The sequence below is a fragment of the Reichenbachiella faecimaris genome, assembly GCF_900176375.1.
Taxonomy (GTDB): domain Bacteria; phylum Bacteroidota; class Bacteroidia; order Cytophagales; family Cyclobacteriaceae; genus Reichenbachiella; species Reichenbachiella faecimaris.
Genome location: NZ_FWYF01000001.1, coordinates 1658778 through 1680284 on the forward strand (window position 1 = coordinate 1658778; position 21507 = coordinate 1680284).

The 21507-nt window shown below is 39.1% G+C and carries 21 protein-coding genes; 13 read left to right on the forward strand and 8 right to left on the reverse strand.

Annotation, left to right across the window (positions count from 1 at the left end; genetic code table 11):
• Window positions 1–5 precede the first annotated feature (5 nt).
• Window positions 6–968, reverse strand: coding sequence for a tryptophan 2,3-dioxygenase family protein (locus tag B9A58_RS06885; RefSeq protein WP_084371673.1), 963 nt, complete (start codon window positions 966–968; stop codon window positions 6–8).
• Window positions 969–1260: 292 nt separating this feature from the next.
• Here B9A58_RS06885 and B9A58_RS06890 point away from each other — a divergent pair, with 292 nt between their 5' ends.
• Window positions 1261–2448, forward strand: a complete 1188-nt coding sequence (locus tag B9A58_RS06890) for an acyl-CoA dehydrogenase family protein (RefSeq protein ID WP_084371675.1) — start codon at window positions 1261–1263, stop codon at window positions 2446–2448.
• 162 nt (window positions 2449–2610) lie between these two features.
• Here B9A58_RS06890 and B9A58_RS06895 read toward each other — a convergent pair whose 3' ends face one another.
• On the reverse strand, window positions 2611–3468 hold the full coding sequence (locus B9A58_RS06895; RefSeq protein ID WP_084371676.1) for a DUF1571 domain-containing protein: 858 nt from the start codon (window positions 3466–3468) through the stop codon (window positions 2611–2613).
• Window positions 3469–3716: 248 nt separating this feature from the next.
• Window positions 3717–4247, reverse strand: coding sequence for a DUF2911 domain-containing protein (locus B9A58_RS06900; RefSeq protein WP_084371678.1), 531 nt, complete (start codon window positions 4245–4247; stop codon window positions 3717–3719).
• Window positions 4248–4432: 185 nt separating this feature from the next.
• On the opposite strand from B9A58_RS06900, the gene B9A58_RS06905 reads away from it, so the two are divergent.
• The 3 genes from B9A58_RS06905 to B9A58_RS06915 are packed head-to-tail and all read left to right on the forward strand — an operon-like array spanning window position 4433 to window position 7312.
• Window positions 4433–5089 (forward strand): DUF4290 domain-containing protein, encoded by a 657-nt coding sequence (locus B9A58_RS06905; RefSeq protein WP_139793779.1) that lies wholly within the window; start codon window positions 4433–4435, stop codon window positions 5087–5089.
• Window positions 5090–6394, forward strand: a complete 1305-nt coding sequence (gene murA / locus B9A58_RS06910) for a UDP-N-acetylglucosamine 1-carboxyvinyltransferase (protein WP_084371680.1) — start codon at window positions 5090–5092, stop codon at window positions 6392–6394. It abuts the gene before it with no gap.
• 24 nt (window positions 6395–6418) lie between these two features.
• Window positions 6419–7312 carry an SdiA-regulated domain-containing protein gene (locus tag B9A58_RS06915; protein WP_084371681.1) on the forward strand — a complete coding sequence of 298 codons (894 nt, stop codon included), beginning with the start codon at window positions 6419–6421 and terminating at the stop codon, window positions 7310–7312.
• Here the strand turns inward: B9A58_RS06915 and B9A58_RS06920 are convergent.
• Window positions 7309–8166 (reverse strand): glycosyltransferase family 2 protein, encoded by an 858-nt coding sequence (locus B9A58_RS06920; RefSeq protein WP_084371682.1) that lies wholly within the window; start codon window positions 8164–8166, stop codon window positions 7309–7311. The genes B9A58_RS06915 and B9A58_RS06920 overlap by 4 nt on opposite strands.
• A gap of 59 nt (window positions 8167–8225) precedes the next feature.
• Between B9A58_RS06920 and B9A58_RS06925 the strand changes: the two genes are divergently transcribed.
• From B9A58_RS06925 to B9A58_RS06940, 5 genes are all read left to right on the forward strand, one after another.
• The gene (locus tag B9A58_RS06925) at window positions 8226–9374 is read left to right on the forward strand and encodes a class I SAM-dependent methyltransferase (protein WP_084371684.1); all 1149 of its coding nucleotides are present in this window, start codon (window positions 8226–8228) and stop codon (window positions 9372–9374) included.
• A 100-nt stretch (window positions 9375–9474) separates the two neighbouring features.
• On the forward strand, window positions 9475–9642 hold the full coding sequence (locus tag B9A58_RS20345) for a hypothetical protein (protein WP_176214708.1): 168 nt from the start codon (window positions 9475–9477) through the stop codon (window positions 9640–9642).
• Window positions 9643–9729: 87 nt separating this feature from the next.
• Window positions 9730–11802: a tetratricopeptide repeat-containing sensor histidine kinase gene (locus tag B9A58_RS06930; protein ID WP_084371686.1), complete on the forward strand. Its 2073-nt coding sequence runs from the start codon at window positions 9730–9732 to the stop codon at window positions 11800–11802.
• 245 nt (window positions 11803–12047) lie between these two features.
• Window positions 12048–13766 (forward strand): tetratricopeptide repeat-containing sensor histidine kinase, encoded by a 1719-nt coding sequence (locus B9A58_RS06935; RefSeq protein ID WP_176214709.1) that lies wholly within the window; start codon window positions 12048–12050, stop codon window positions 13764–13766.
• The gene (locus B9A58_RS06940) at window positions 13766–14419 is read left to right on the forward strand and encodes a response regulator (RefSeq protein WP_084371690.1); all 654 of its coding nucleotides are present in this window, start codon (window positions 13766–13768) and stop codon (window positions 14417–14419) included. The genes B9A58_RS06935 and B9A58_RS06940 overlap by 1 nt, the downstream gene beginning before the upstream one ends.
• On the opposite strand, the gene B9A58_RS06945 is transcribed toward B9A58_RS06940, so the two are convergent.
• Window positions 14416–14976, reverse strand: a complete 561-nt coding sequence (locus B9A58_RS06945) for a DinB family protein (protein ID WP_084371692.1) — start codon at window positions 14974–14976, stop codon at window positions 14416–14418. The two genes, B9A58_RS06940 and B9A58_RS06945, sit on opposite strands and share 4 nt — an antisense overlap.
• 67 nt (window positions 14977–15043) lie before the next feature.
• Window positions 15044–15634 (reverse strand): Crp/Fnr family transcriptional regulator, encoded by a 591-nt coding sequence (locus tag B9A58_RS06950; protein ID WP_084371694.1) that lies wholly within the window; start codon window positions 15632–15634, stop codon window positions 15044–15046.
• A 108-nt stretch (window positions 15635–15742) separates the two neighbouring features.
• On the opposite strand from B9A58_RS06950, the gene B9A58_RS06955 reads away from it, so the two are divergent.
• The 3 genes from B9A58_RS06955 to B9A58_RS06965 all read left to right on the forward strand — a co-directional run bounded on the left by B9A58_RS06955 (window position 15743) and on the right by B9A58_RS06965 (window position 18495).
• Window positions 15743–15961, forward strand: coding sequence for a response regulator transcription factor (locus B9A58_RS06955; protein ID WP_084371695.1), 219 nt, complete (start codon window positions 15743–15745; stop codon window positions 15959–15961).
• 339 nt (window positions 15962–16300) lie between these two features.
• Window positions 16301–17977 (forward strand): alanine/glycine:cation symporter family protein, encoded by a 1677-nt coding sequence (locus B9A58_RS06960; protein WP_084371697.1) that lies wholly within the window; start codon window positions 16301–16303, stop codon window positions 17975–17977.
• 53 nt (window positions 17978–18030) lie between these two features.
• On the forward strand, window positions 18031–18495 hold the full coding sequence (locus B9A58_RS06965) for an OsmC family protein (RefSeq protein ID WP_084371699.1): 465 nt from the start codon (window positions 18031–18033) through the stop codon (window positions 18493–18495).
• A gap of 13 nt (window positions 18496–18508) precedes the next feature.
• On the opposite strand, the gene B9A58_RS06970 is transcribed toward B9A58_RS06965, so the two are convergent.
• A complete protein-coding gene (locus B9A58_RS06970) occupies window positions 18509–18967 on the reverse strand; it encodes a hypothetical protein (protein WP_139793780.1) in 459 nt (152 codons plus the stop codon).
• 300 nt (window positions 18968–19267) lie between these two features.
• Here B9A58_RS06970 and B9A58_RS06975 point away from each other — a divergent pair, with 300 nt between their 5' ends.
• Entirely contained in the window at window positions 19268–19753 is a 486-nt protein-coding gene (locus B9A58_RS06975; RefSeq protein ID WP_084371703.1) for a hypothetical protein, read from the forward strand.
• Here B9A58_RS06975 and B9A58_RS06980 read toward each other — a convergent pair whose 3' ends face one another.
• Entirely contained in the window at window positions 19754–21457 is a 1704-nt protein-coding gene (locus B9A58_RS06980; RefSeq protein ID WP_084371705.1) for a SulP family inorganic anion transporter, read from the reverse strand. It lies immediately after the preceding gene.
• Window positions 21458–21507: the final 50 nt, after the last annotated feature.

Sequence of the window (21507 nt, forward strand, 5' to 3'; positions counted from 1 at the left end):
TTCAATTACTTCTTTAAAACGGTTTCATCCACCCAGCTTTTACCCCAGTTGTCCTTTTCGTCTTTACTCCAAAGTTCAGGAAAGAAGATTACTCTCTGGAATCTTGGTGGCAGGTACTTCTGCCAATTGGTTCCACCAGTAGCTGCTATTACCTCAGGGTCTCTTTGCAAATAACGAACGGCAGATTTGTAGTGAGCCAAACGCCACTGCACGTTAGAAAGTTGGTCAAGTTCTCTGAGCGCTTTTACAATCGCGTCTGCATGATCGACAGATTTATAATGGGTTTCATATTGCCTCCAGATGTTCTGATTTTTATGCCTTCTGGCTAACTGCAAAAACTCTTCAGAGTATTTATTTTCAAATTGCTTGAGTGTCAATGTCTTTTTGCCTGTCGCCAGCTCAGTCGCTCCTCTCTTCCAATACAGGTGATCATACATTTGCTCCAAATCATCCACTATCATTTCAGTCCTTTTTGATTCTTCTACAAGATTCAACAAATCTGTACAAGAGATTTCAAACATTCTGATCTGAGCAGACTGAAAACCACTCGCTGGCAATAATGACATTCTGAAATCCAAAAATTGCTTCTGATCCATCCCATCTATCATTACATCAAAAGAATCCACCAGATGCAATAGGTAGCGATTGATGCGATTAATTCTTAAAAGAAATTTACTCGGATCCACCTCCTGATCTGATGCCAATTGCTCTATCTCATTTAGTATCAATTTGAAATATAACTCTGTAATCTGATGATAGATAATGAAAATTTTCTCATCTGGAAATTGCGTTTTTGGGTTTTGTAAACTCAGCAAAGTATCGAGATGGATATAGTCCCAATAGGTGAGGTAATCCGCATGTAGTAACCCATCTAGATAGGAAGATAAATCCTGTCCCATGGCTTCATATTTTTCCTCTAATTTGTGGAGTTGATCCAATATTTTCTTATCAAATTTCGAATTTGTCATCTGGGTATTGTGTCGTTTAATGTTGTAAATTTGGGTCTATTTTTGAACAACCAACAAAGATCAAAAGTAATTATTTGACAAACTACATGGAATCCATCTGATAATTATCCGAAAAATTGCTTCATGCTGAGGTGAATTACTTTTAGAGTCAAGTAAATATTATTGATGATACAATTTTAACTTGTTTAGAAAATAATATCAGATTGCAAGTAGCAAATTTCATAATTACCAAAAACGGTAATATTTTGAACCCTGAATGATTTAATAACAACTTTAAACAACAGCCCTTCTTATGAAATCAAATTTCACTGACGAATTCGAATCTCCAGATTTTTATCAAATTGATGACTTATTGACCGACGAACACAAAATGATTCGGGGGTCGATTCGGGATTTTGTAAAAAAAGAAATCACCCCTAATATCGAAGATTGGGCTGAAAAGAATCACTTCGAGTATGCTATGGTCAAGAAGTTTGGAGAAATTGGTGCCTTTGGGCCTACCATCCCAACACAGTATGGTGGTGGTGGTATGGACTACATTTCTTACGGTTTGATCATGCAAGAAATCGAAAGAGGAGACTCTGGCATGAGATCTACTGCATCTGTACAAGGTTCTCTAGTCATGTATCCAATCTACAAATTTGGAAACGAAGAACAGCGGATGAAATATCTACCAAAACTGGCCTCTGGAGAATGGCTGGGTTGCTTTGGTCTGACAGAACCTGACCATGGCTCCAATCCAAGTGGTATGGTGACTAATTTCAAAGATATGGGAGATCACTACCTGCTCAATGGAGCTAAGATGTGGATCTCAAATGCCCCTAAAGCAGATGTGGCTGTAGTTTGGGCAAAGAATGAAGAAGGGAGAATTCATGGTCTAATCGTAGAGCGTGGCATGGAAGGTTTTTCAACTCCTGAAACTCACGGCAAGTGGTCGTTGAGAGCAAGTTGTACGGGTGAGCTCGTTTTCGACAACGTGAAAGTACCAAAGGAAAACCTACTCCCTAACAAAAGCGGATTGGGAGCACCTATGATGTGCTTGGACTCTGCACGATTTGGCATCGCCTGGGGCGCTATAGGTGCAGCCATGGACTGTTACGATTCTGCCAGAAGGTATTCACTCGAAAGAATTCAATTTGACAAGCCGATTGGCTCTTTTCAATTGATTCAGAAAAAATTGTCGGAAATGTTGACAGAGATCACAAAAGCGCAACTACTCAACTGGAAATTGGGAAAAATGTTTGAAGAAGGGAAAGCGACAACGCCAATGATCTCTATGGCCAAACGAAATGCAGTAGCTACTGCACTAGACATAGCCAGAGAAGCCAGGCAAATCCATGGTGGCATGGGTATCACTGGTGAATACCCTATGATGCGTCATATGATGAATTTGGAATCAGTGGTAACCTATGAAGGCACTCACGATATCCATTTATTGATATTAGGACAAGAAATCACTGGTATTCCTGCTTTTAAGTAAAAATCAAGAATAAGGCTGTCTCAAAAAGTAAAGTAGATGTGCCATTTCGAAGAATTGAGAAATCTCAACACGCTGATTATCAGTTATAAAAATGATAGGATTTCTCCGCTTCCGCAAACGGCTGAATAGTCGAAATGGCAAGTTTTTGAGACAGCTTCATATCTAAAACCCATAGCCCGCAAAATCTTCCCTAAACTCCATAGAATCAAATTCAGGATTAATAACCACTTCGGCATATTCGTATTGTTCATAAAGTCCTTGGTTATCCCAAACTTCCATTTTTAGTGGGATGAATTGCTCAGCATCAATGATCAAATTCAATTTTGGAGAATAATCATTCGGTATTTTAATCACCTGACCATTCTCAACATCTTCATAGTCTTTAATTTTTGGATTCTGCTCCAAAATCATATAAGCACTCAGTTTGTACTTAGCTGCCACATCCTCGATTGACTCTTGCTCTTCCATTGTATAGTTTACAATTTCGAAATATGGATTGCTAAAGGAAATCGCGTAGGCTCGCCGTCCTTTTTGATCCACCACACCCTTGTAATCGACCATTTCGTCAATTTCATTTTCATATTTCTCACACAGATATTCTAAAATGGATATCACATGATCAAAGCCAGATTGAAAAATAGTATGGTGCTGATCATTTCGCATGATACCGTCTCTGGGATTCAATTTAAGGTTCAGCCAGGGAAAGCCATTTGGGTTGATCAAAGCTTTGTCATTATTTTCGTTTTCAGCATAAAGCACCTCCATACCATCGTTTGGGAATGACTGACGCAAATACACCTTGTAAGGATTCTTTTGCATCTTAGTAAATGATATCTGCTTTGTCAATTGACCTTCTATTCGTTCTTGCTTAGTGATGGTATAGGTCAATGATTGGATTTGATCAGATTGCTCAAACATTTGTTTGGCCACTTCATACCCAGAAAGGGAGTCTGTCAATTGTCCGGAAGCTCTCGAATAAACAAAAATTGAAAGCAGAGCGAAAAAGCCAGTCTTGGTCATAGATAGTATGCATTAAGAAATCTGGCCCGTCCAAATTTTAATTGGCCGACAAGCTAAAAAATTATTGGCTGTCCATCCATAGAAGTACCATAAAAAAAAACAGGTGCAACATACGTAGCACCTGTTTCCTATTTTTAACTGTTTTTGACCATTGGGGTTCAGAAGCGTCTCTTCTGACCTCATTGTATTATGAGTACATTTATAAGATGTATGCAGAGGTCAAAAAGTTGCACATAGAATTAATTATTTTAGATTTTAATGGGAACTACCACTTTTGTAAAGTCCCAAACCAAGGCCAGTTCTGCTCCGTTTCCATTTTCTTCCAATTGAATCAAGAACTGTTCGGCACATGAGTCTGCTTGTTCTACGGGCACAGTCACTTTGGCAATATCCAACTCATAATCGGGCTCCCAAAGCCCCCATTTTTCAGTCTCTGAGTTGAGCACCACATCCCATTCTTCTTCTCTCGGAATGGTATAAAGTCGATAGCTACCTGCTCGAACAATTTTTGCCCCAAAAGTAAAGTCCTCTGAAAAAGTGATAATCGTGGGCTCATTCGCTCCAGTACGCCAATAGGTGTCATACGGTAAAAGTTCGCCAAAAATCTCCCTTCCCTTTTTGTAAGGCCTACAATAATCAACTGTTATAGAATATTTATCCGTGGTAAGCTCAGCTGTAGCTGATGGGCTGTGTTTTCTGGTAGTGGCGATTTGATAGATAACTACAGAGGCAAAAAGTATAACACCAGCTCCTACTATCCAGAGAATATTCTTAATCATGGTTTTGTTTTAGTGATATAGATAGGGTAAGTACTCCAAAAGATTGACCTGAGTTACGACGGCCTCTGATTATTTCGTTCAATTGCTTAAATCGGCCAATTTTTGGTTGAAAATTAATAGCTGTGCTATGTTATATTAATTAAAGGGTTAATTTTGAACCTTGCACAAAGAGCAAATCACATCTCATGATAGAATACAACACAATTAGAGAGGGCGTTACACTAAAAGAATACGGCAGAAACGTACAAGACTTAGTCGCTCATCTAAATACGATCGAAGACAAAGAAGAAAGATCGAAAAAAGCAGCTACGCTGGTGGAATTAATGAAACAAATCAACCCAGCTATGCAAAACACTCCCGAAGTAGAACAAAAGCTATGGGACGATCTTCACATCATTTCTAATTTCACAGTAGATATTGACGGGCCATTCCCCACACCGAGCAAAGAAATTTTAGAAAAGAAGCCTGACAAAATGGGCTACTCTAACAACAACATTACTTTTAGACATTTCGGTAAAAACATTGAATTGCTTGTAGATAAGGCTATCACTCTTGAAGATGCCGAAGAGCAAGAAGCTGCCATCATTCATATTGGTAAATTGATGAAAACCTTCATCTACTCATATAACAGGGACAATATCGAAGACGATGTGGTCTACACCAACATTAGAAAACTTTCTAAGAACCAATTGGATATCGACATGGAAAAGGTGAAAGCTGGCAACCTTTTCGAGCCAATAAGAAAAGAAAGACGCAACGATCGAGACAATGGTGGCGATCGCAATGATCGAAATAAAAACAATCGAAACAAAAGAAATTCTAATCACAAAAGAAGAAGATAAATGGCTTCATTCCGGGTCGTTGGAGGTCACGCTCTAAACGGCGAAATCACCCCTCAGGGCGCCAAAAACGAATCACTTCAAATTTTATCTGCAGTACTACTCACCAAAGAGGTAGTCACAATACATAAAATTCCTAATATCAGGGATGTAAACAAGCTGATAGAATTACTTCAGGAGATGGGCGTGAAAGTCCAAAAACTCGGAGAAGAGTCTTATTCCTTTCAAGCCGATGACGTAGATATTCACTTTCTGGAAACAGAAAAATACCGTCAAATGGCCAGTTCACTTAGAGGGTCTATCATGATTCTTGGCCCTATGCTGGCCCGATATAAAAAGGGCAAAATCCCACAGCCAGGTGGTGATAAAATTGGACGAAGAAGACTGGATACCCACTTTGATGGTTTTCAAAAATTAGGAGCCAAATTTAAATACGAAAAGAAAACGGGTTACTACAACATTGACGCTTCTCACCTAAAAGGCACTTACATGCTTCTGGACGAAGCCTCTGTAACTGGTACAGCCAACATTGTAATGGCAGCTTCCCTAGCCAAGGGTAAAACCACCATCTACAATGCTGCATGCGAACCTTACTTGCAACAGCTGTGTAAGATGATCAATCGTATGGGTGGAAAAATTAGCGGGGTTGGTTCCAATCTATTGGTCATAGAGGGTGTCGAACAATTGGGGGGCACGGAGCACACTATGCTGCCAGACATGATTGAAATTGGAAGTTTTATAGGCTTGGCAGCCATGACTCAATCTGATTTAACAATCAAAAATGCTGGAATAGAGCACTTGGGAATTATTCCAGATATTTTCAGAAGACTTGGTATTAAGATGGATTTCAAAGGAGATGACATTCATATTCCAGCCCAAGAACATTATGAAATCGAAACCTTCATAGATGGTTCTATTATGACCATCGCGGATGCTATATGGCCCGGGTTTACTCCAGATTTGTTGAGTATTGCGCTGGTCACGGCTACTCAAGCCAAAGGAACCGTACTGATTCATCAAAAAATGTTTGAAAGCCGACTGTTCTTTGTGGATAAGTTGATTGATATGGGAGCACAAATCATACTTTGTGATCCACATAGGGCTACGGTCATAGGGTTGAACAAATCTCAGCCATTACGAGGAATTCAAATGACTTCTCCCGATATTAGAGCTGGTGTTTCTCTGCTTATTGCAGCCATGTCTGCTGAAGGTGAAAGTTTGATCCATAATGTGGAACAAATTGATAGAGGATACCAGAATATTGACGATCGATTAAATGCTATTGGGGCTATGATAGAAAGGGTTTAATCAAATTAAATCTTCAGTAGCAAAATGAGAACATTAATCTTGGGCCTAGTACTTGTGCTGAGCTGCCAGTGGGTGTCTTCTCCCCCACATAAGAATTCGTATCAAGAGCTTAAGCTCATATCCGTTCATCAAATGATAAAATCGGATACACTCAATTTTGATTTTAGTGGTATTACCATGCAAAATGACTCCATTTTCATTGTTGCTGACAAACCTTGGAATACTTTTCTTTATACACTCTCTTTTGATAATGACGGATGGTATGCCATTGACTCAAAAGTAATTGCCAGCCCAGAAAGACTGGATCTTGAAGCCATAGACCATTGCGATAGGATTTTTTATCTGGCCAATGAATATACTGGCTCGATCAGTAGTCTAGGGCCAGCATCAAGTGATTTGCAGACATTATCTATCAATTTCTCAGACCATCAGCTCCGACCTGATACGTGGAAAAATGCTGGCTGGGAAGGTTTAGCAATAGATTGTGAAAACCAAATCATGTATCTAGTCAAAGAACGCCAACCTAGAAATATCATAACTGTGGCTATGAACACATGGAAAATCATAGATCAATTCGACATTCCACAAACAGAAAGCAATGATTTTTCAGATGCCAAATTTGAAAATGAGCACCTGTATCTGCTGGAGCGAAATGGGAACTACGTTACCAAAGTAAATGCTACAACAAAAAAAGTGGTTCAAAAGTATCATTATAAACACGTGGCGAGCCATTCGAATGGCAAACTCTATGAACCCGAAAAATATGGAATGGCAGAAGCGCTTCTTCTTCTAGAAAATGAAATTTGGATTGGTCTGGATAATAATGGTCTTGGCGCAAGCCACCATGCCGAAAATATGTATCAAATGAAAGGTACTGCCCCAGCAATTCTGAAATTCGAAAGGCCCAAGGGATTTTAGATATAATACCAAACATGCTTTATAAGCAAAGATGGTCTTCTCAGCGCTCTCATCACCCACTTAAAAAAATGTAAGTCTCTATTAGACAAAGTCAAATAGGCCATTTTTATATAACACAAATTTCGAATCGTGGAGTTCGACTTTGCTTCAGCCAATACCCGATGATAGCATGCCATTTTCGATTGAAAATTTGCTTTAGCAGAGGCACTGTTGTCGTGAAAATTATAGCGACATCCCACAAAGTCAAGCTTCTTACATTTTACCCCTTGGGTCACAAGTGTTAACCAAAAAATCATATCTTCACCATAGTTCAAATGCTCAGGGAATTGAATCCCATTTATTGACGAACGCCGAACAAGAAATGTATGGATTTGGGGCGTATACAGAAAAATGTGCTCAGCAGGATGAGATGCCATGCTGTACAAATTTAGCTTGTCCTTTTGCTGTGCATTGTATCTTTTTAATTGCCTCTCGGATAAGTTCACGCTGATGACTTTTGAACGACAGCTCACCAAATCCAAACTACTATTTTCAAATGCCTTCAAAGCACACTTGAACATCTCAGGCAACAAGGTGTCATCATCATCTAGAAACAAAACAAACGCTCCACGACTCCTCGACAGGCCTACATTTCGACAAGCCGACACACCTTTGTTTTCTTTGTTTAAGATTAATTCTACCACTGCATTCGAAGCGGCAATTGCGGCTATCTGATCTTGGTACTTTTCTTCGCTTGCATCATCAATGATTATTATTTCTAACCCTTCCACATCCTGATCCAATACAGATTGAACCGCAGCCTGTAGAGATGTTGGACGATTATAGGTTGGAATGATGACAGATACTTTTATCATAAAATGCGATTCTACACTCAAAAAAAGTCAAAAAATAGAGAACCTGTTACTTTTGCGCTATGAATAGCATTGAGGAGTTCGTAGGAAAAGTTCGGGAGGCAGTAAGTTCCAACCAGTTTAACAAGCTAACACTGAGTAAACCCAGATACAAATCCAATGGACTCCAGAATATATTTATTCGTTTGGTAGATCTGAAAGGGCTACAAAAATTATCATTTAACTACAGACACCTGACCAAAGATTTGACCAAAAACTTCGATTTAGAAAAGGGATTGGTGGAATTAGAACTACAACTAACCGAGAAATTCAAGCACGCTACATTACTGGATCGTGATGCTACTTGGCAACTCATGATCAATAAAAAAGGCAAAGTAACGATTATCTCCTCCCAGCCCATAGCTGCCAATCCTTTAGCGAGTCACGACAAGGAAAAGGAGAAGCGGGCACCACTTGATGCTCCTTATCTTCATGAATTAGGCATTACCACAGACCATGGAGCACTCATACCAAAAATGGCAGACAAATACAGACAGATCAATAAATACTTGGAGATCATGGATCACCAGATTGAAACAAATGTCAATAAAAAAGTGCTAAACCTGGTGGATATGGGATCAGGCAAGGGATATCTCACTTTTGCACTTTATGATTTTCTATGGCGAATTAAAGGCTTTGATGTTAGCGTAACTGGCATTGAGCTTAGACAAGAACTCGTTGACTTTTGCAATGAAAAAGCAAAAAGGTGTGGGTTCGAAAAATTACAATTCATTAATCAGCGAATTGAGGACTTTCAAACCAAGCATATAGACATTCTTATAGCCCTCCACGCCTGTGATACGGCTACTGATGACGCCTTGGCCAAAGCCATTGCAGCTCAATCCGAATTGATTGTGTGCGCACCGTGCTGCCACAAACAGGTTCGCCAACAGGTGAAGGGCAAGTTACAAGAAAGCCCATTGCTGAAGTACGGCATCTTTCAAGAACGTCATTTTGAAATGGTGACCGATACCATTCGCGCTTTGATTCTTGAGCAGCAAGGCTATCAATCCAAAGTTTTTGAGTTTGTGTCCAATGAGCACACACGAAAAAACATCATGCTCGTTGGAGCAAAATCAAAGCATACCAATGCCCAGCAGGCAAAAGAAAAAATTGATGCGCTCAAAAAAGAATACCATATCGACTTTCAGTATTTGGAGCAATTGGTCTAAGGTATTTATCTGCTGTTTACTTTTGTTTGTACTTCATTATACCAATAAGTTTGGTTCATTGGTTTTTTTTGAATAAATTTTTATTCAAAACTCAATCCAGATGAAAAATTCACTTTGCCTACTTTTCTTAATCTCCCTACTTTGTTCTTGTGGTGATGCAATGGACGACATAGAATTAAAACATACAGATGAGATTCAATCTGAAAACATTCCACATGATGAGTACACTAATTCGATCGTTGATGACCTAAATGGACTAATCCGGTAGAACTACATCTGCTATAAATCATTTTTCTTAATCAAAATCCTTTTTTAGAAAATGATTGGCTATTTTTTATAAAAAAAGCTGATCATTATGTACTCTACGTTTCTCAAATCTGCTCTTACACTACTGATAGTTTTTGAGGTTTCTCAATCGTATTCTCAAAAGACCAAGATTGATCAAAAAATTGACAGTCTCAATGAAGTACTATCGTCCTCCAAGGGTTTGCATAAAATAGACGTGTTAATCGAACTAGGTGCGGAGCTCACGCAAGTCAACATCGATTCATCACTGGCGACTTTTAGATTAGCTAAAAAGTTAGCTCATCAGTCCAAGGATAAAAAAAGAGAAGCACTTTCTAAAGTTAAACTTGCTACGGCATTCAACTACAAAACCCAGTATGACTCAGCACATGCCTATTTTATTGAAGCTGAGGCAGACGGCCAATCTTTAAACGATTATGAAATCTTAAGCTCCATTTTCATGAATCGAGGGATTACTTACTTTTATCAAAGCGACTTCAGCAAAGCGAGAGAGCTGTTCACCAAAAGCCTCAACATGGCATCAATTGAAAAAAATGCCAAAGATAAGGCTCGCTGCTATAACAATATAGGCCTCACTTTTCAGTATCAAGGCAATTTTGAAGATGCTTTTACATATTTACTTAAATCCACAGTCATTGAAGACAGTTTAGGCAATGAACTGGCTGTGGCCAAATCCTACAACAATATGGCTATGCTGTTATCCGACTTGAATAACTATGATGAGGCGAAAAATTATTATGAAAAATCTCTCCAAATAAAACTAAAGCACGGAGACCAACGAGGAGCGACGGGTACATATATCAATCTGGCCATATTATATAAGAACACCAATAGTTACGATGAATCCATGCATGCCTATTTGGAAGCTTTGAAATTAGCGAAAGCATCCAATTATACTAACGGCATGCTTGATATTTTGTCGAACTTGGCTGTGTTACATAATCATCTGCTTCAGCATAATGAAGCCATACAATATTTAGAACAAGCATTAACCTTGACCAACCAAAATGAAGAGAATAATAGAAGTGTGATGGTAAAAGTGAATTTATGCGATTCATATCGGCTTGCAGGCCATCTGACTAAAGCAAAAAAGATGGCACCAGAACTCATTAAAAATTTGGCGCTCCTTGGCAATACGCGACAGGTTCATCAGGCATATTTGATATTCAGTCAATTATATGAAGAGCTGAACCTTTATAGTAAATCATTGACCTACTACAAAAAACACAAGGTTTTGGGGGATTCTATCTTTAACCAAGAAAAGAACAAATCCATTCTTGAACTAAAGACACAATATGAAACCGAGAAAAAAGAGAAAGAAATAGAACTGCTTTCTGTGGAAAATGAGCTCAAAGAAACTGAAATACAAGTAGCCAACAATCGTTTGATGGCGGCTATAGGTACTTCTGGTTTGTTGTTGCTAACCATCTTCCTCTTATTTAACCGATACAAACACAAACAACGCGCACTGCTTGCTGAAGAGAAAGCCATTAACCAGAAATTAGGCTTCAAGTCTCTAATCGAAGGAGAAGAAAAAGAACGCAAACGAATTGCTCAAGAATTGCATGATGGCCTGGGCCAATTACTATCTACTGCTAGATTAAATATTTCCGCCTTGGAGGATATGGTAAAAACGGAGGTAGACAAACAATGGCAAAACTCTCTAAAACTAATTGATGATGCCGTGACAGAAGTAAGACATATTTCTCACAATATGATGCCCAATGCACTCATATCCATAGGTTTTGAAGCAGCACTGAAGGAACAAATTCACATTATTAATGATGCAGGACAGGTGAAAGTACATTGCGAGTTGCCAAAAGAAAAAATAAACTTCGAAGAAAGTGAAGCCATTGCGCTTTATCGAGTCATTCAAGAAGTTTTGAACAATTCTCTTAAATACTCTGCAGCACAGAACATTTGGGTAATCATTGCAAACACTAACGGAATTGAAGTTTCTATAAAAGACGATGGCAAAGGGTTTGACACCAACCAAATAAAATCTACCAGTGGAATAGGCTGGCAAAATATAGAATCAAGAATCGAGCTGCTAAACGGGGAACTCAACATCCAAACTGGCAAAGGAGCAGGTTGCGAAGTCAATATTAAATTAGCCGTGTAAAAAAGAATGCCTTCTCTCCTTCCGATCCTTAACCCAATTGATTTAATTTATAGACAAGAATAAGCACTTCAACCAGCGAATTCCAGCTTTTACAATCAACTTGAAAAGGAAATAAAGTTATGTTCGCCGTATTCTTATTTAAGGTATTTGGATTCACCCCTTCCAAGTCCCAATTCTTTTGTCTTATACTACTTTTTTTGACAAGTAAGGCCTTTTGTGGTCCCAAAGATTCCTTGTTTTATCAGGTGAGAAGCTTAGAGGACAAAGCATTCGTAAGTTTCGTGATTGAAAACTACTACGAAATCTACAGCCTCAATTTTGATAGTGCCATCCTAATGACGGCAGAAGCCAGGCAAATGGCCGAGACCAATGGATGGATCCAACAGGCTGCTTATGCTAGCTTATATCATGGAGTGGCTACATTTCTAAGAGGTGATTATGAGCAATCACTTCCCAGCTATTTATATGCACTTACCATTTTTGACTCTCTTCAAGACCATAGAGGAGTTGGTAGAACCAGTATTGAATTGGCAGGATTTTATCACAAAAATGGGCAATACGAAAAGGCCAATGAAACAGCCGATCAAGCCCAAACAGCAGCCCTGTTGGCCAATGATACCAAAACACTCGGCACCTACTATGGTTTCAAAATGACTTTTTTGATGAGGCAGGAGAAATATGACGAGGCACATCCATATATGTTAAAGGCCTTTGAAATCAGAAAAAAAGATCAGGATAGCATAGGACTCGGATACGCCTACTTGGATTTTGCAGAATACGAACTAAGAAAAGGAAATTTGGAAGCCGCACAGCAATATGTAGACCAATCCACAGCAATTCGCAAACTGATAGGTGACGATCAGGGTGTAGCCATTAATTCCGTAATCACAGGGGAAAATTATTTTCATGTGGGACAATACAAAAAAGCCATTCCCTTTTTCAAAAAATCGATTGAACAGGCCACGCCTATAGGATACACTGACCTGATCCGATTTGGATACGATATGCTGCAACAATCCTATGTCAAACTGGGCGATTACGAAAAAGCTTATGACCACCTGCAGCAAGCGCAAGTATTTAATGACAGCATCTTTGGTTTAGAGAAAAGCAAAGCCCTCCTCACGCTACAGACCCAATATGAAACAGAGAAAAAAGAGAAAGAAATAGAACTGCTTTCTGTCGAAAATGAGCTCAGAGCAGCAGAAATCATAAATGCCAACAATAGATTTTATGCATCCATTGGTGGGATAGTTTTGCTCATCTTCATTGGGTATTTGGTTTTCAACAGATATCAACAAAAACAGCGGGCACTGCTTGCTGAAGAAAAGGCGATCAGCCAAAAATTAGGATTCAAATCGTTGATTGAAGGTGAGGAAAAAGAGCGAAAACGTATTGCGCAAGAATTACATGACGGCCTGGGTCAATTGCTTTCTACGGCACGCCTGAATGTGTCAGCCATGGAAGATAGAGTAGAAAAACTTGTCACCAAACAATGGGAGAACTCAATCAAATTAATTGATGAAGCAGTCACAGAAGTACGCCATATATCGCATAACATGATGCCAAATGCTCTGATTTCCATTGGTTTCGAAGCTGCGATCAAAGAACAGGCACATATCATCAATGACGCTCAAAAAGTAAAAGTGCACGTTGATCTTCCGTCAGAGAAAATAGATTTACCTGAAAGTGAAGCAATTGCACTTTATCGTGTGATTCAAGAAATTCTTAACAATGCCCTCAAATATGCAGAGGCCAAAAATATTTGGTTGACCATTTCTAACAACGAATCCCTCAGCATTTCTATCAAGGACGATGGCAAAGGCTTTGACACCAATTTGATACCCACTTCTGCTGGGATAGGCTGGCAGAATATTCATTCAAGAATGGAAATCCTCAATGGCGAAATACGCATCATTTCAAGTCCGGGCCAGGGCTCTGAAATCTCACTAAAATTAGCAGTCTGATGGAAAAAGAAACATACAGCATCCTTATAGTGGATGATCATCAAATGTTCATTGACGGCATTCAATCTTTATTGATTGGGCAAAACAAGTACCTGATCAAACATGAGGCCAATGACGGGCAAACAGCACTGGACATACTGTCTAATAACGAAGTGGATGTTCTTATTTCAGATTTGAGTATGCCTGGCATGTCTGGAACTGAATTGGTGAAAATCGTCAAAGAAAATTATCACGACATCAAAGTTATTGTACTTTCCATGCACAACAATAGGGAAACTGTAGGTGAAATATTGATGTCTGAAGCAGAAGGATACATTCTAAAAAACACAGGAAAAAAGGAGTTGCTAAATGCACTTGATCGCATCACAGAAGGGAGCACTTTCTATAGCAAGGAAGTCATGTCTTTAATGCTAGAAAAAATAGAAAAGCAAAAGCAAATCGTGGATGAAACAGAATGCTTGACTGAAAGAGAATTAGAAATTTTACAATTGATTGTCCAGGAGTTTTCTAGTGAAGAAATAGCCGATCAGTTGTTTATAAGCAAACGTACCGTAGATACCCATCGCAAGCACATTTTAAAAAAAACCAAATCAAAAACAATCGTTGGACTCATCAAGTTTGCTTTTCGAAATGAATTAGTGGTTTTAGTCTAAGACGCCAACTCAAGTTGCTCTAGCACGCGCTGGGCTTGGATGATATGACGCTGATTGTGTCCAATCAAAAAACGAAAAGCATCTCCAAGTTTAAAAGTAACAATTGGCCCAATCGCAGAGGTGATTTTTACTTTGTTCAAATCAAGTGATTTACTCCTTTCAAGGGCATCTATAATGTGATCCTGGTCTTCCAGAAATTTCGAAAGTGTATCGTATTGCACGCTCACTTCAGGACGGAATTTTTTTAAAGTCTTCATAGGAGCAGGGATCTTTCCATCAGCACTTGGCTTTATCATTTTCACAAAATAATTTCCCATCCAGCCTGGTTTGAATTCTTCCACTGCTGAAAAAGGCGATGAGTCCAATTTTTTATCAAATTGAGCCAAATAGTGCGCGTCGGCAATATTGAGGTGTTCAATACATTCCAGAACACTCCACTGCTCAGGACTCGGCTTATAATTCAATTCATCCTGATCACGCGCACTGAAACGCACAGCCTCCTCCTTTACCTTTTGAGTATCCACTATGAGTGAATTAATTAATTCTAATTTGTCCATCTTGAGTTTTTTTGTAAAAATAATAGGCGCTCTCTGAGTAAATATTGATCTATATCAAGAAATGCTACTATTGCCAATCCTTCTTCATTCTATGTTTCCTCATTCGGCTGAAAGTCTCTGGCGTCATTCCTACATACGACGCCAAATGTTTTTGTGACACCAGTTGAAATATATGCGGGCTCTGCTCAAACAAACGATCAAACCGCTCTTCGGCCGAAAAACTACGAACCTCCACTTGCCGTCTGGCAATTCCAATAAGTGCCTGAGCATTAAATAATCTACCCCAGCGTTCCACGGATTTGTACCTATCAAACATCTCCATCAAATCAGAATAACCAATTCTGAGCAACTCGGTATTGGTCGTGGCTTGCATACTCCAGTCAGCCGGGCGTTGCTCAAGAAAAGAATCATAAGCTCCAGAGAAATCGCCATCATAGGTAAATCCTACACTGACATCCATGCCATTATTGATCATAAATGCCCTGAGCATGCCTTCATGTACAAAATAGAAATATCGTTCTACTTGCCCTACCTGAATGATATAATCTCCCTTCTTCACATCCATAGACTTCCACCTAGAAGAGAAATCTATCCATTCCTCTTCAGTCAACTTGGACAGCTGATTTACTTTTTGTTTTAAATGTGAAAGTGCATTCATAGGTCTAAACTAAAACGATTTCAACTTGCATTCAAATATCCCTACCAATACGGATTGAATAGCAAGCTGTATCTCGCAATATTTGATGGTCTATCACAATTATGGCCAATGAATTTATCAGAAAGAGAAAAAGAAGTACTGACACTGATAGTCAAAGAATTTTCTTCTCAGGAAATCGCTGAAAAACTGAAAATCAGTGTAAGGACTGTAGATACTCACCGTAAGCACATTGGTAAAAAGCTCAAAACGAAATCCCTGATAGGCCTTACCAAATATGCCATACAAATAGGTATGATCGAAGGATTTCGCTATTCCGAACAGAAATAGGACAATATACCTACTAATAGGTATTCCAAAGGCCTTCACAAATGATTAACATTACTTAAGAATAAATTAATGAAGCATGAAAATTTTAAAGCTGGTATTTTCAATCCTTCTGTATTTACTCACCATTACGTTGTTTGTTTGATTTAATCCTCAAACTTGATGAGTATAAATTGATTTAGTAGCTCTTAAGTTACAGGTGGAGCTAGTGAGAACCTCCTGACTACCCAGTCAGGAGGTATTTTTTTGCCTTCTATATAATAAAGCCACTTCCAGTTTTATTCCTTATCAGTTTTTATATTTTTGTCGGTTACAACTAAATAAAAATATTAACCTCAGTATATGCAGCAACTCAACGATTTTTTACTCCTCATTGATAGTTTTATTGGAAGCGCTTTTTGGTTTCCCTATGCATTGCTCGGTACTGGGCTATTTTTTACCATCTATTTAAAGTTTCCCCAAGTCAGATATTTTGGCTTTGCGCTCAAAGTAGTTAAAGGAAAATTTGACAGATCCGACGATGAAGGAGATACTTCACACTTCCAAGCTTTGGCAACTGCCCTATCAGGCACGGTCGGCACAGGCAATATAGCCGGAGTAGCATTAGCTATTCATATTGGAGGGCCAGCAGCTCTATTCTGGATGTTGGTGACTGCAGCACTAGGTATGTGTACCAAATTCGTAGAAGTGACACTGTCTCATAAGTACAGAGAAAAAACCTCGGATGGCACCATGGCTGGTGGCCCAATGTATTTCATGAAAAATAAGATGAATATGAAATGGCTGGCTGCAGCTTTTGCTGTTGCGACAGTCCTCTCCTCTTTTGGCACAGGGAGTTTGCCACAGATTAACAGTATTTCGAATTCGTTGAATGCTACCTTCGGCATTGATCATGTGATAACTGGAGCAGTATTGGCATTTTTATTAGCCATAGTCATTATTGGTGGAATCAAGAGAATTGCAGCAGTGACGGAGAAATTAGTGCCTGGCATGGCGCTGATTTATTTCATTGGAGCTTTCGCAGTGATATTCTACAACATCGGAAACATAGGCTCTTCATTCGTTTCAATTTTCGCTGATTTGCTTACTGGATCAGCAGCTTCAGGAGGGTTTATAGGTGCTTCTATTGCTTTTGCATTCAATCGTGGTGTAAACAGAGGATTATTTTCAAATGAAGCTGGACAAGGTAGTGCCCCTATTGCACACGCCTCAGCTAAAGGACATGAGCCTGTATCTGAAGGCATGGTCGCTATCTTAGAACCATTTATTGATACCATCATTATATGTACAGTTACTGGGCTGGTACTCCTATCTTCTGGCGTATGGGACGAAAAACATGTCAATGATTTCCAGGTATCTGATATGAGTATTCTAGTTGGTTCAGATTATACTGACAAAACGAAGGCAGGTGTAGCCAGTTTATATGGACATATCTCTGGAGAATCAGTTTTACCAGAGTTTTCTGGGGATTTAGAGGTCGAACAAGGAATCATCCAAAATGATGTTTCAATCATTCATGCCAGATCACTAGCCGAAGACATTACTATTTTCAAAAATGGCGAACTTTTTTCTGGGAAGGTGAACATTCTAAATGGCAAGCCTAGCGACCTCAATGTGACTTTTACTGGCAAATCACTTGTACATAGTGCGCCATTGACAACCATTGCCTTTACCAGAGGTTTCTTTGGAGACTGGGGGCAATACATCGTCTCTATTGGGCTCTTGTTATTTGCTTTTAGTACAGCTATTTCTTGGTCATATTATGGGGATCGCGCAATGACCTTTCTTTGGGGAAGTGGCTCTGTGAAATACTACAGAATCGTATACGTAGTGGCATTTTTCTTTGCGGCTTTCACAGATACTACCATCATTTGGACACTTTCAGCTATTACGATTGCTGTAATGACACTTCCTAACCTTTTTGGCTTGATCTATCTGCGAAAAGACATGAAGTCGACACTTGATAAATTTTGGGTGGATTTCAAAAAAGAATATCCAGACGAAAAAACACCAGAATAAAATATTAACCTAAAGCCCTGTGAATTTCATAGGGCTTTTTTATTGCAATCAAAATGGCCAAAATACACAACTACAGCAGCCAACTCACTTGGACAGGCAACCGTGGAGAAGGAACAAAGGATTACAAAGCCTATGATAGATCTTATCGTATTCAGGTAGACGGCAAGCCCTTGCTAGAAGGTTCATCTGATCCCGCCTTTATGGGAGATGCTTCTAAATATAATCCAGAAGAGTTGTTTTTATTTTCATTGAGCAGTTGCCACATGCTTTGGTATTTGCATCTATGCGCTGTAGCCAGCATTGTGGTTACGGACTACCAAGATGAAGCTATCGGAGAAATGAAAGAAGAAGAAGACGGCAGTGGAGCTTTTACTGAAATAATACTCAAGCCTAAAGTCACTATAACAGATCCCTCTAAAAGACAATTGGCCTTGCAGTTACACCACAAGGCCAATCAAATGTGCTTCATTGCAAATTCTTGCAAGTGTGCCGTCAAACACGAAGCATTAATCCACTAAATCCCAAAATCAGCTATCTCTTTGCAGTGACTCTGTCCCAATTGAAAGTATGCACTTCTACTGGCTCACTGTCATATATATCGTCAAATATTTCTTCCACAACTATGAAACTCGCTTTGTTATGTTCGTTCTCATAGCCTAGCATAAAAAACTCCCAAACCTCACCATCCAATTCTATATCCAGTTCATAAACTGATAAAATTTCACGTCCGTCACTAAACTTCTCAATAAAGGCTTTAGCGGTCTGGTCATCTACCACGTTAGCCGTGCTATGCCAAAGCTCTCCTGATTTCACAAATGCCTTCACATCCAAAGTACCACCATATTTATGATGATGAGGATGTTGATGCACCACAAAATGGTCAAAATCTTCTAGCATAGGCTCACTCTTAAACTTTCCAGAATAAAACTGACTCTGAGCGTTTAAAGCTAGAGCCAAACTTAAAGTCAAAAAGGTGATCAAGGTTTTCATATCCTGGTAGTTCAAGAGTTTCCTTTGCCATTTTTCATTATGCTGAACTGGCTGTCTATACAAATCAGCGCATTTTCTAATCTGATTAATAATGGAATCGATGAATGCAGATTTATTTTCGACGGAAATTAAGGCAATATTAAAATAATCCTATATGACATAAGTATATGTCCTATATACGCCTTGTTATCAAAAAATAATACTGTGAAGAAGAAGTCAAATCAAACACTGTAATCAGATGTAGTACATTTCCAACCAAATGGATTTAACGTGTGTCTCTCTAAAAACAAGATCAAAATCATGAAAAAATATATCACGTTAATTTTGACCATTCTATGCTTAACCACTTGCAAAGATCAAGCTGTCTTCCCAAACTCCGAACTCCAAACCGAATCAGATACTGATTACATCATCTTTGGCCACTTTTATGGGTTTTGCTTAGGTGAACGATGTATAGAAATATTTAAACTTACCAATACCTCACTTCTCGAAGACACCAACGATTTTTATCCCAGCAGCCAAGAAGCGTATGATGGCGCGTATGTGAGTGTCGAACAATCCAAATTCAACAAGTTAAAAGATATAAAATTTGAGATTCCTGATGAACTTCTAAATGAAACTGAGAAAGTCATAGGTACACCAGATGCAGCAGATGGAGGTGGCATTTATATAGAACTGCCTGATGGCCGCTACTGGTTGCTTGATATGAATGAGTACTATTTGCCTGAATACTTGCATCCTCTGAGAGAACAGATAAGAGCTGCCATTGCTAAGATCAGTGAATAGCTATTTCTTCACGTTGGTTTGATAGGCGAGCTTGGATTGGTATTGCTTGCCCTTAATGGCATCATCAATGCAATCATGAATCTGGTTAAGTCCAATTTTTTCTGACAACCCAGTTCGATAGAGTTTATCTCTTACAGGCCCAATGATACTGACCATGTGAAACTGTATATCATTTTCATTTAGCAGATTCATTATATCTTCCAATCCTTCAATGCCGCTTGAGTCAATATCAATTATGCTTTGCGCATCTAGAATAAATTTCTTCATCCCAGGTTTCTGTTTCACTAACTGTTCGATTTTTGCTTTTAAAGAACCCACATTGGCAAAGAACAACCTGGCATCAAATCTCAATATACTTACCTCTTTATCATCCACAGCAGACTCAAAGCGATCTAAATTTCTGAAATAGCTGGTCTCGCCTACTCGACCCAACGTTGCCATGTGCGGCGTTGAGGTTTTGTATACCAAGACCAGAAGGGAGATTAATATTCCAAAACCAATACCCCACTCTATGCCGAGAACCAATGTCCCCAAAAAAGACGCGAGAAGCATAATAAAATCATAACGATCATTATGCCATAGATTTTTTGTGATTTTAAAATCTATCAAACCAAGCACTGCTACAAAAATTATTGCCCCAAGTACTGCATGAGGCAAATATTGGAAAATGGGCATTAAAAAAAGAAGTGTCAATATCACAATCAAGGAGGAAATGACAGATGCCAGATTAGTTTTGGCTCCCGAAGATTCATTTACAGCAGAACGACTAAAACTAGCTGTAGCTGGAAATGTCCTAAAAAGTGATCCCACTACATTGGCAAACCCCAGCCCAATCAACTCCTTATTTGAATTTATTTCATATTCTGCCTTGTGCTTGGATTGTAAATGCTGCCCAATTGAATAAATCTCTACAAATCCCATCAGAGCTAAAGTAATCGCCAGGGGAATGAACTTCCCAAGTGGAAGCTCTGCCAAGACTGGCAAATGGAAGGTAGGCAACCCACTAGGCAGATAACCAACTAGACTCACTCCAAAATGTTCAAGTTGAAGCAAATAAGATAGCACTAGGCCTAGTACTACTATCAGTAAGCTAATTGGAAATTTGGGTACTATTTTTTTCCCAAAAACCAAAAAAAACAAACTTCCTATTGCCATCCACAAAGTAGGAAAGTGAATCTGACTAGCATGTGTGAAATAATATAACAACTCCTCCAACAATCCATCAACTTCTACAGGCGTAATACCAGTGAGATACCTCAACTGCTTGATGGAAATAATCACAGCCGCCGCGAATGTAAACCCCAAGATCACTGGTTTAGAAAGAAAATTTGCAATGAATCCAAGCTTAAAAAAACCTAAACTCAATTGTATAGCCCCTACCATCAAAGTCAAGCCAGCCACCACGACTATATATTCCTCAGAGCCCACTGTAGCAAAAGCACTAGCCCCCGCCACCAAAATCAGAGAGTCCATGGCTACAGGCCCAACAGACACATGTCTGGATGAACCCAACAGGGCATAAAGAATGGTTGGAATAATAGCCGTATATAACCCATAGATCGGGGGCAATCCAGCAATCATGGCATAAGCCATTCCTTGCGGAATAAGCATGACACCTACCACCAACCCCGCAAACAGGTCATTTTTAAACCCTTCTTTGGTATAATGCTTTAGCGAATCAATAATTGGCAATAGGTTTTTCATTTACATCTTTAGGTTTCAAAAAAGCAAATGTAACAGAATTGCAAAGTAAG

Excerpts from the sequence above, each read along its gene's own strand:
- B9A58_RS06980 (WP_084371705.1), bottom strand. The coding sequence starts at position 21,457 with ATGAAAAACCTATTGCCAATTATTGATTCGCTAAAGCATTATACCAAA.
- B9A58_RS06905 (WP_139793779.1), top strand. The coding sequence starts at position 4,433 with ATGATAGAATACAACACAATTAGAGAGGGCGTTACACTAAAAGAATAC.
- B9A58_RS06930 (WP_084371686.1), top strand. The coding sequence starts at position 9,730 with ATGTACTCTACGTTTCTCAAATCTGCTCTTACACTACTGATAGTTTTT.
- B9A58_RS06975 (WP_084371703.1), top strand. The coding sequence starts at position 19,268 with ATGAAAAAATATATCACGTTAATTTTGACCATTCTATGCTTAACCACT.
- B9A58_RS06925 (WP_084371684.1), top strand. The coding sequence starts at position 8,226 with ATGAATAGCATTGAGGAGTTCGTAGGAAAAGTTCGGGAGGCAGTAAGT.
- B9A58_RS06900 (WP_084371678.1), bottom strand. The coding sequence starts at position 4,247 with ATGATTAAGAATATTCTCTGGATAGTAGGAGCTGGTGTTATACTTTTT.
- B9A58_RS06915 (WP_084371681.1), top strand. The coding sequence starts at position 6,419 with ATGAGAACATTAATCTTGGGCCTAGTACTTGTGCTGAGCTGCCAGTGG.
- B9A58_RS06890 (WP_084371675.1), top strand. The coding sequence starts at position 1,261 with ATGAAATCAAATTTCACTGACGAATTCGAATCTCCAGATTTTTATCAA.
- B9A58_RS06920 (WP_084371682.1), bottom strand. The coding sequence starts at position 8,166 with ATGATAAAAGTATCTGTCATCATTCCAACCTATAATCGTCCAACATCT.
- B9A58_RS06955 (WP_084371695.1), top strand. The coding sequence starts at position 15,743 with ATGAATTTATCAGAAAGAGAAAAAGAAGTACTGACACTGATAGTCAAA.
- B9A58_RS06895 (WP_084371676.1), bottom strand. The coding sequence starts at position 3,468 with ATGACCAAGACTGGCTTTTTCGCTCTGCTTTCAATTTTTGTTTATTCG.
- B9A58_RS06965 (WP_084371699.1), top strand. The coding sequence starts at position 18,031 with ATGGCCAAAATACACAACTACAGCAGCCAACTCACTTGGACAGGCAAC.
- B9A58_RS06945 (WP_084371692.1), bottom strand. The coding sequence starts at position 14,976 with ATGGACAAATTAGAATTAATTAATTCACTCATAGTGGATACTCAAAAG.
- murA (WP_084371680.1), top strand. The coding sequence starts at position 5,090 with ATGGCTTCATTCCGGGTCGTTGGAGGTCACGCTCTAAACGGCGAAATC.
- B9A58_RS06940 (WP_084371690.1), top strand. The coding sequence starts at position 13,766 with ATGGAAAAAGAAACATACAGCATCCTTATAGTGGATGATCATCAAATG.
- B9A58_RS20345 (WP_176214708.1), top strand. The coding sequence starts at position 9,475 with ATGAAAAATTCACTTTGCCTACTTTTCTTAATCTCCCTACTTTGTTCT.
- B9A58_RS06885 (WP_084371673.1), bottom strand. The coding sequence starts at position 968 with ATGACAAATTCGAAATTTGATAAGAAAATATTGGATCAACTCCACAAA.
- B9A58_RS06960 (WP_084371697.1), top strand. The coding sequence starts at position 16,301 with ATGCAGCAACTCAACGATTTTTTACTCCTCATTGATAGTTTTATTGGA.
- B9A58_RS06950 (WP_084371694.1), bottom strand. The coding sequence starts at position 15,634 with ATGAATGCACTTTCACATTTAAAACAAAAAGTAAATCAGCTGTCCAAG.
- B9A58_RS06970 (WP_139793780.1), bottom strand. The coding sequence starts at position 18,967 with ATGAAAACCTTGATCACCTTTTTGACTTTAAGTTTGGCTCTAGCTTTA.